The organism is Nostoc sp. JL34, from assembly GCF_017114945.1.
GTDB lineage: Bacteria > Cyanobacteriota > Cyanobacteriia > Cyanobacteriales > Nostocaceae > Nostoc.
On sequence record NZ_JABXKQ010000080.1, the window covers coordinates 1 to 8,181 of the forward strand.

7 protein-coding genes are annotated in these 8,181 nt (G+C 43.6%); 1 reads left to right on the forward strand and 6 read right to left on the reverse strand.

Features of this window, described 5'->3' with window-relative positions:
- Positions 1-115: 115 nt before the first annotated feature.
- Together HWQ44_RS15660 and HWQ44_RS15665 are read right to left on the reverse strand one after the other, a co-directional pair.
- Positions 116-1,057: a GNAT family N-acetyltransferase gene (locus tag HWQ44_RS15660; RefSeq protein WP_292720083.1), complete on the reverse strand. Its 942-nt coding sequence runs from the start codon at positions 1,055-1,057 to the stop codon at positions 116-118.
- Between the two features lie 137 nt (positions 1,058-1,194).
- Positions 1,195-2,217 (reverse strand): tetratricopeptide repeat protein, encoded by a 1,023-nt coding sequence (locus HWQ44_RS15665; RefSeq protein WP_292720086.1) that lies wholly within the window; start codon positions 2,215-2,217, stop codon positions 1,195-1,197.
- 245 nt (positions 2,218-2,462) lie between these two features.
- Between HWQ44_RS15665 and HWQ44_RS15670 the strand changes: the two genes are divergently transcribed.
- Positions 2,463-4,343: an ABC transporter ATP-binding protein gene (locus HWQ44_RS15670; protein WP_292720088.1), complete on the forward strand. Its 1,881-nt coding sequence runs from the start codon at positions 2,463-2,465 to the stop codon at positions 4,341-4,343.
- A gap of 310 nt (positions 4,344-4,653) precedes the next feature.
- Here HWQ44_RS15670 and dnaK read toward each other — a convergent pair whose 3' ends face one another.
- The 4 genes from dnaK to HWQ44_RS15690 form a co-directional block, all read right to left on the reverse strand.
- Positions 4,654-6,558, reverse strand: a complete 1,905-nt coding sequence (gene dnaK / locus HWQ44_RS15675; RefSeq protein ID WP_292720091.1) for a molecular chaperone DnaK — start codon at positions 6,556-6,558, stop codon at positions 4,654-4,656.
- A 415-nt stretch (positions 6,559-6,973) separates the two neighbouring features.
- The gene (locus tag HWQ44_RS15680) at positions 6,974-7,135 is read right to left on the reverse strand and encodes a hypothetical protein (protein ID WP_292720092.1); all 162 of its coding nucleotides are present in this window, start codon (positions 7,133-7,135) and stop codon (positions 6,974-6,976) included.
- A 363-nt stretch (positions 7,136-7,498) separates the two neighbouring features.
- Positions 7,499-7,648, reverse strand: coding sequence for a hypothetical protein (locus HWQ44_RS15685; protein ID WP_292720095.1), 150 nt, complete (start codon positions 7,646-7,648; stop codon positions 7,499-7,501).
- Between the two features lie 85 nt (positions 7,649-7,733).
- Positions 7,734-8,129: a photosystem I reaction center subunit XI gene (locus tag HWQ44_RS15690; protein WP_292720097.1), complete on the reverse strand. Its 396-nt coding sequence runs from the start codon at positions 8,127-8,129 to the stop codon at positions 7,734-7,736.
- Between the last annotated feature and the right edge of the window lie 52 nt (positions 8,130-8,181).

Here is an 8,181-nt window from a genome sequence, read left to right on the forward strand (position 1 = left end):
ACAGAGTTTGATCTTGCTCACGAGTTAGAAATACTCTTAAACGAGCGCCCATATATAAGTCACCTCATGTCGATGCATTCTCTGTATTTACTTATCTTTACATAGTCTGGTTTTTTTATGCCCACCTACTTAGTGCGAAAACATCTGGGCGATTGAATCCCGGTTCATTAGGTCTATGCATTGCAACTCCGATGATTTCACTGCGAAAACCACGAGCAAGCATTCTGCGGTAAGCTTCATCTCGACTGGTATTGACCCCAGCAACCAAACGTGACATCCCTTGAGCCGCAGTCAATGCTTCACACAAATCCAATAACTGTTCAAAACGTTGCCCTGCTTCATTGCCAGAATATACCGCGCCAAATCGGACAAAGCAAGTGTTACTACCTGCCTCAGTACCTGCCCCATAGTGACAAACTGCAAATCCTGCCAAGCCTGTATCATCCCATAACAACACTGTATCACCCAGTCCTTGAGCCTGAACTGTCAGAATTTCTCGTGATAAATCTAACCCTTCATAAATAGAATTAGTGAGTTGAGCAATTGCTTTCAGACTTTGGGTGCGTTCATCCTCACTCATCTGTGAATATCTAGTTCCTTGAGGTATTGGCTGTAATTGCTGTACTTGCTTTGCCAAAATTGCAGTCAGAAAACGCAGACGGAAGCCAAATTTTTGATATAGTCCGTGATGCTTAGGACTTTGAGCAAAAGTAAACAGTCCTGTCATTGGAATATTCCACTCGTCAAAGTAAGAAATGGCAGCTTCAACCAGACGTTGACCTACTCCTTGGTTCCAAAAGTCAGGATGAACGCTTAGCGGCCCAAAATAGCCAAAACTCCCCCAATTCACCACCAAGTTAGAACCGATTAGTTTTCCATCTACCTCAGCAGCATAAGCCACATTCGGATCACTTTTCCAGCGGTGGTGGATGTAAGCAGCATCCCCATAAAACTCGGTTGGTTCAGGTAATCCTAACAAAGTCCCAAAGGCCAGCCGAAAAATATGGTCAGCAGCAGCTAACTCATTCTCTTGAAGTAATCGGATAGAAACGTTCATCTCTTTGTTAATTGTGTTGAGAGCGCTAGGTTCTATCCTATTACTTAGAGTTATGCCAAGTTACAAACTTTTTAGGACGCAAAGACACGGAAGTAAACTTGAAGTTAAAAGGGCAGTTTCTAACCGCCCTTTTAACGCTATAGAGAATCTATGAACTGCTGTATTTTTTCCAGGAGTGGCTGATGTTCGATTTGCTCTGCTAACTCTTGGGCATTTTGGTAGCACGATCGCGCCAACTTTTTGCGTTTGGTGGTGGCGTAAAGACTTCCCATATTCAGCAAAGTTGAAATTTCCCCAAGAGAATCCTCCAGCTGTTGATAAATTGCAATGGCTTGTTTGTAGAACTTCATTGCTTGCCGATACTGTGCCAGGGTGCTGTAGGTAAAACCAATGTTGTGAAGCGTTGTTGCCTCACCAGAGCGATCGCTAATTGCTTGACGTGTCAAAAGAACTTGATAGTAGAGCAACAGCGCTTGTTTAGGTTTTCCTAAATCATGATAGACAGAAGCAATATTGTTCAAGGTGGTTGCTTCTGCAAGCAAATTTTTGACAGCTCGTTGAATTGGAAGTGCTGCTTGAAAAAATTCTAGAGCTTGCTCAAACTTGCCTAAGACGTTGTAAGCGAACCCAATGCCATTTAGCGTTGTTGCCTCACCAGAAAAATCACCTAACAATCGTCGCATCCTCAAAATTTGGTGTTGTAGCAACAGGGCCCGTTTTGGTTCTCCCAACCGCGTATAAATGAGCGCCACATCATTGAGAGTAGAAACTTCACTTTGAGGATCTTGCGATCGCCTAAAAATTGGCAGTGCTTTGTCAAAATATTCCAACGCTTGCGAAAAGCGGCCAAGACGGCTGTAGGTAGAACCCAGATTGCTAAGTGCAGTTGCCTCTGCTGGCACGTTGTCAATTTCAATAGCAACCGAAAGCGCCTGCTGAAAGCGCTCTAATGCTCTTTGAGGTTGCCAGCAACTGAGGTGAGCTAAACCGAGGTCGTTTAATGTATAACCTTCTCTAGCTCGGTCTGGAATTGCTCTAGCCAAGTGTAAATTTTTGGTTGCAAGGTCGAGAGATTCCTGAAATTTCCCTCGCTGGTAGTAGCGGTTTGCTTCATCACGACGTTGTTCCCACTCTTTGACTTGATTTAAAGGTTGCATCATCTGACCTCAGTTGCATTCTGCGATAAGTAGGCAAGACATCTCTTGGGAATGAACCCCTCTTAGGTTTCCCAAATTTTAACCTTAATCTTCTATCTTTAGATATAAGACGTAAACAGAGAAGTATGGTATTATTCCATACTCCCAAGGATATTTATGAAGCAATTAATACAAATTCCTTAATAGCAGGCTATGTGCTACTTTAAACAAGCATGTTTTTTTGCAAACATTAATATAATGCTCTTACTATGAGCATCTACCAATCTCTCAAAAAATCTTACACGCAAGACCGTCGCCGTGAGAATGACTGGCGGTTGTTTTTGCGCCTAGTGCCCTATGCCCGTCGTAGCGGACGACTGTTGGCGCTGTCCATGTGCTTACTCGTACCGATCGCATTAGCTAATGCCATACAACCGCTGTTGATTGGCCAAGTCATTTCCCTAATTCGCAATGAACCAAGCACTTACGAATTTCTCAGGAATCGTCCCTTGTCGCAAGGGCTAAATATCCTGGAGGGATTATTGGTAATTGCGATCGCAATCCGACTGTTGTTGACAGGCTTCCAGGGTTACATAGTACAAAAGCTAGGGCAACAAATCACCGCAGCAATTCGCCAAGACTTATTCCAACATGTGACATCTCTAGCAGTACGCTTTTTTGACCGCACGCCCGTAGGTAAATTAATTACCAGAATCACCAGCGATGTGGAAGTGTTAGGCGATGTCTTTTCTACCGGGGCAATTGGCATTGTGTCCAATTTGTTTTCCATGCTGGTGATTTTGGGTTTAATGTTTTCCATCCAATGGCAACTCACTTGCTTGCTGCTATTGATGTTGTTACCAGTTACCTGGTTAATTGTTTACATTCAGCAACAGTACCGCAAAGCCAATTACAAAGGGCGGGAAGAACTTTCTATATTGAACTCACAGCTACAAGAAAATGTCCTTGGCATTAACGTAGTGCAGTTGTTCCGCAGAGAAAGATTTAATGCCGAATTATTTCGCGCCACGAACAACCGCTACACTCAGCAAATGGATCAAACCATCTTTTATGATTCATTTATTTCAGCAACCTTGGAATGGATTGGTCTGATTGCGATCGCAGGTGTTTTGTTGATGGGTGGATGGTTGCTGTTAGGAAAAAGCTTGACATTTGGAACTTTAGCTGCATTTATATTATATGCCCAGCAATTATTTGACCCTTTAAGGGATTTTGCGGAAAAATTTACAGTAATTCAAGCTGGTTTCACTGCTATTGAACGCGTAGGCGATATATTAGATGAACCGATAGAAATCCGCGATCGCGCCAATGTCCGCTTCTCAATATTTGATGCGAAATTCGGCTACATAGACGAGATCGTGGCAAATCTCGAATCCCCAGACCTCACTTCCCCGCCAGAATTGGGAGAAATTCGCTTCGATCACGTCTGGTTTGCCTACAAAAATGATGATTATGTAATTAAAGACTTAGATTTCACCATTTATCCTGGTGAAAAAGTGGCATTAGTTGGCCCCACCGGTGCGGGTAAAACTTCGATTATCCGGCTTTTGTGCCGCCTCTACGAACCCACCCAAGGACGCATTCTCATAGATGGCGTCGATATTCGGGAAGTACCACAGGCAGAACTGCGGCGTTACATGGCAGTAATTTTACAAGAAGGCTTTTTGTTTGCTGGCGATGTTAAAAGCAATATTTCTTTAGGAGATGGCTATACCATTGAACAGATTCAACAAGCAGCTGAAGAAACCAACATTGCTCAATTTATAGAAGAACTACCCCAAGGTTATGATACTCAACTTCGAGAACGGGGGACAAATATTTCTAGTGGTCAAAAGCAACTTTTAGCCTTCGCGCGGGCTGCCATTCGCAGTCCCCAAATTTTGGTGCTAGATGAGGCTACCGCTAGTTTGGATGTTGGCACAGAAGCTTTAGTTCAAGAGGCATTAAACCAGCTTTTGCTCAGACGCACCGCCATTATTATCGCTCACCGCTTGTCTACGATTCGCAATGTAGACCGGATTTTTGTTCTGAAGCGCGGCGAATTAATCGAACAGGGAAGTCACGATCAACTACTGCAACAGGAGGGGCTTTATGCTACTTTGCATAACTTGCAGATGTTGGGAAGTTAGGATATTTTCAGAATCATCCCAAGTTTGAGATGAGATGATTAATTTATTAGAAAATTCAGGAATCTTGTTATTTTCAAAAAAACCCTACTATTGATTAACAGTAGGGTAGGTTTTTTAATTGTGTCGTTTTCTCAAGCCTTTGTGGATATGGCATAAGGGATTAACTGGACTTTTTATAAATCCTAATTCTTGTACAGACGCGATTAATCGCGTCTCTCCTGACTCCTGAAAAAAAATCCCCACCCAGGCAAATGCCTGAGTGGGTAATATGAGGTCGGACAAAAGAATCTTCCTAAAAGAAGTAGGGAAATTACTTGCTCTCTGTAAAATCAGCGTCAATCACATCGTCGCCGCTACCAGAGCTAGATGTAGAATCGCCATCTTGAGGTTCAGCACCTGGTGCAGCACCGCCACCAGCTTGTTGATAGATGTTGCTACCAACAGCGAATAGCGCTTGTTGCAATTCTGGGGTGAGCTTCTTGATTTGCTCATCGTCTTCTTTGGCAACTGCTTCCCGCAGTTCTTTCACTAAACCTTCAACTTTAGTCTTGTCAGCAGCGGGAACTTTATCGCCCAATTCTTGTAACTGCTTTTCAGCTTGGTATGCCAAAGAATCGGCTTGGTTCTTGCGTTCAATCTTCTCACGCCGCTCTTTGTCAGATGAAGCGTTCTGTTCAGCTTCTCTCACCATCCGGTCAACGTCATTTTTATCCAGGGTGGAAGCGCCGGTAATGCTGATGGACTGTTCTTTACCAGTGCCTTTGTCCTTAGCGGTGACGTTAAGGATACCGTTAGCATCAATATCGAAGACCACTTCAATTTGAGGGACGCCGCGTGGTGCAGGAGGAATACCATCAAGGCGGAAGGTTCCCAAGCTCTTGTTATCGTTAGAGAATTCGCGTTCACCTTGGAGGACGTGAATTTCTACGTTGGTTTGACCATCCACAGCGGTAGAGAAAACTTCCGATTTTTTGGTGGGAATTGTGGTGTTGCGGGGGATAATTTTGGTCATCACACCGCCCAATGTTTCCACACCCAAAGATAGCGGTGTCACATCTAACAGCAAGATGCCAGTTACATCACCAGCCAGTACCCCGGCTTGAATGGCTGCACCAACTGCTACAACTTCATCAGGGTTAACGCTTTGGTTGGGGTCTTTACCCAATACCTGCTTCACAATCTGGTGGACTGCGGGAATCCGGGTAGAACCACCAACTAACACCACTTCGTCGATATCGCTCTTGGTTAACTTGGCATCCCGGAGGGCGTTTTCCACAGGAATACGGCAACGGTCGATTAAGTCAGAGCAAAGTTCTTCAAACTGGGCGCGAGTCAGGGTTGTATCCAGGTGCTTGGGCCCATCCTGGGTTGCGGTGATAAATGGTAGGTTAATTTCTGCTTGGGTAACGCTAGAAAGCTCAATTTTGGCTTTTTCTGCGGCTTCAGTCAGACGTTGTAAAGCTTGTTTATCTTTCCGTAGGTCAATGCCTTCGGCTTTCTTGAACTTCTCAGCTAAGAAGTCAACTATTTTTTTATCAAAGTCGTCACCACCAAGGTGCGTATCACCAGATGTGGCTAGTACTTCAAAAACTCCATCTCCTACTTCCAGCACGGATACGTCGAAGGTACCGCCACCAAGGTCAAATACGAGAATGGTTTCGTTACTCTTCTTGTCAAAGCCATAAGCTAGAGAAGCAGCGGTAGGCTCGTTGATAATCCGCAGAACTTCAATCCCTGCAATTTTACCAGCGTCTTTTGTCGCTTGCCGTTGAGAGTCGTTGAAATATGCGGGTACAGTGATTACAGCTTGGGTTACAGTTTCACCCAAGTATTTGCTGGCATCTTCAACTAATTTGCGAAGAACTTTTGCAGAAATTTCTTCAGGAGCAAATGGTTTACCAGCTATCGGACAATCTAATTTGACATTGCCGTTGCTGCTGAGGACTTTGTAAGAAACTTCCGTAGCTTCATTACTCACTTCATCGTAGCGGCGTCCGATAAAGCGTTTGACTGAGTAAAACGTATTTTCGGGGTTCATCACCGCTTGGCGTTTGGCGATTTGACCAACCAAGTTGTCGCCATTTTTCGCAAATGCGACTACTGATGGCGTTGTCCGAAAACCTTCAGCATTAGCAATTACTGTGGGTTTACCACCTTCCATCACTGCCACGCAGGAGTTCGTTGTTCCTAAGTCAATTCCAACTACTTTTGCCATTTTAGGTGCTGGCTCCGTATAACTACAAATGAATGAATGAGAATATAAAGGACTAAATTTTGAACCAACGGGGTCAATAAATCAGCCAGTTCAGCATGAATACCTTTGATTTGGCTTTGCTGGGGTTAAAACTCCAGACTATGCTGATATATATACTGAAGCTTAGTGGTAGCCAGTCCATGAAGGGTGGTTTCCCGAACCTTGCTTGGGACGGTTAAACTAACTAAATTGTGTTTTTAGTTGGTTCATGGATTAATTTGCCTTCACTCTGTCTAATGTATGAGAATTAATACTTTCAGCAATTAGGGTGAACCGTAACGTCCGAGTGGTGTTTGCCGTCTTTAAAGGTAATAAACTATGGAAACACTGAAAATGGAAGTAGATTAAAAGGCGCGTCGGCGTAGCCTGAACTTCTCTACGAGACGCTACGCGTAGCTTGCCCCGTAGGAGTACGACTTGGCTCAGTGACCATCGCAGGCATCGCTTCCGTAATTCCGTATAATCGGCAATATTTACTAGTTTTCATGGCTGTGATTTTGCTGCCATCATGAATCCACGGTGTGGATAAGACAATCACTGCTGCAATTACTTTAGTATCTTGTGTTTCGCACTAGGTGCCTCAACACAATTCTTTTCTTTCCCTTCACAGATAAATCCGCTTGCTCTGTACCGTTGTGTAGGAAAATAATATTTTTTTTTATAAAAATAACCAGCAGTTAACAAAACTGCTGATTTATTTACCAACTTCCGAACTTGTGAGAAAGGCGGAGTGCTCCGTCTCAGTCTTTACTCCTGCTCCCTGCTCTCCTGACTCTTTTGACGCTCTCTACGAACGCGGCAGCGTGTCGCAGACAGATGCTCTTGCTAGCTTGCTTCTGGGCAGGAGTACGCGGACTCGCTAACGTAATTCGTAATTGTTGTTATGAATTCATTAGGAGGCTCATACTTCGTCTTGAGAACTTTCTTTTTGAATCCAGATAAATACTAAAGCAAACACTGGAAAAGGCAAGATATAGAATACTAAGGGAATCATTATCCAGGGTAGCCATGAAGCGGCATAATCACCTGTTAGTTGTGTTATATCTACCATGATGTATTCTCCTCATGAATTCAAAGTTGAAAAGTTTATGCAATCCACCTTCTGGGCATCTCCAAAAATTCAAAGATAAGCTTGATTAACTAGCGTTAACTGCACCTCGCAAGATGGCATCTAAAGAATCAAAATTTTCTAGTAGAAAGTAGGCAAATATGGCGCCACCCATTGCACCAACAAAAATTCCACCATTCAATTGACTCCATTCTTCACGAGTTTTTAGTGGTCTAAGCAGGTCTTTAGAATATGAATTATAAGCTCCTCTAGGATTTCCTTGGAAAGTAGTAATTGCAAAAATGGAAATCCCTAAACAGGCTGATAAAGCTATATATATGGAGGTAATTAATCCACTGAGATTGGTTCCATGTGCAGATTCTCGCAAAGGACCAACCACAACCTCTGGGCCAACTAGTAAATAACCATGAGCCATACCAATTTCTAACCCGCGCATGAAAGGTGTTAACCCTTTACGATACAGGGTTAGCGCGTCTCAAAGCCTATTGACAATAGGACTTGCCTGATATAGCAAT

Coding starts and splice junctions, on each gene's coding strand:
- dnaK (WP_292720091.1), bottom strand. CDS start 6,558: ATGGCAAAAGTAGTTGGAATTGACTTAGGAACAACGAACTCCTGCGTG.
- HWQ44_RS15670 (WP_292720088.1), top strand. CDS start 2,463: ATGAGCATCTACCAATCTCTCAAAAAATCTTACACGCAAGACCGTCGC.
- HWQ44_RS15660 (WP_292720083.1), bottom strand. CDS start 1,057: ATGAACGTTTCTATCCGATTACTTCAAGAGAATGAGTTAGCTGCTGCT.
- HWQ44_RS15685 (WP_292720095.1), bottom strand. CDS start 7,648: ATGGTAGATATAACACAACTAACAGGTGATTATGCCGCTTCATGGCTA.
- HWQ44_RS15665 (WP_292720086.1), bottom strand. CDS start 2,217: ATGATGCAACCTTTAAATCAAGTCAAAGAGTGGGAACAACGTCGTGAT.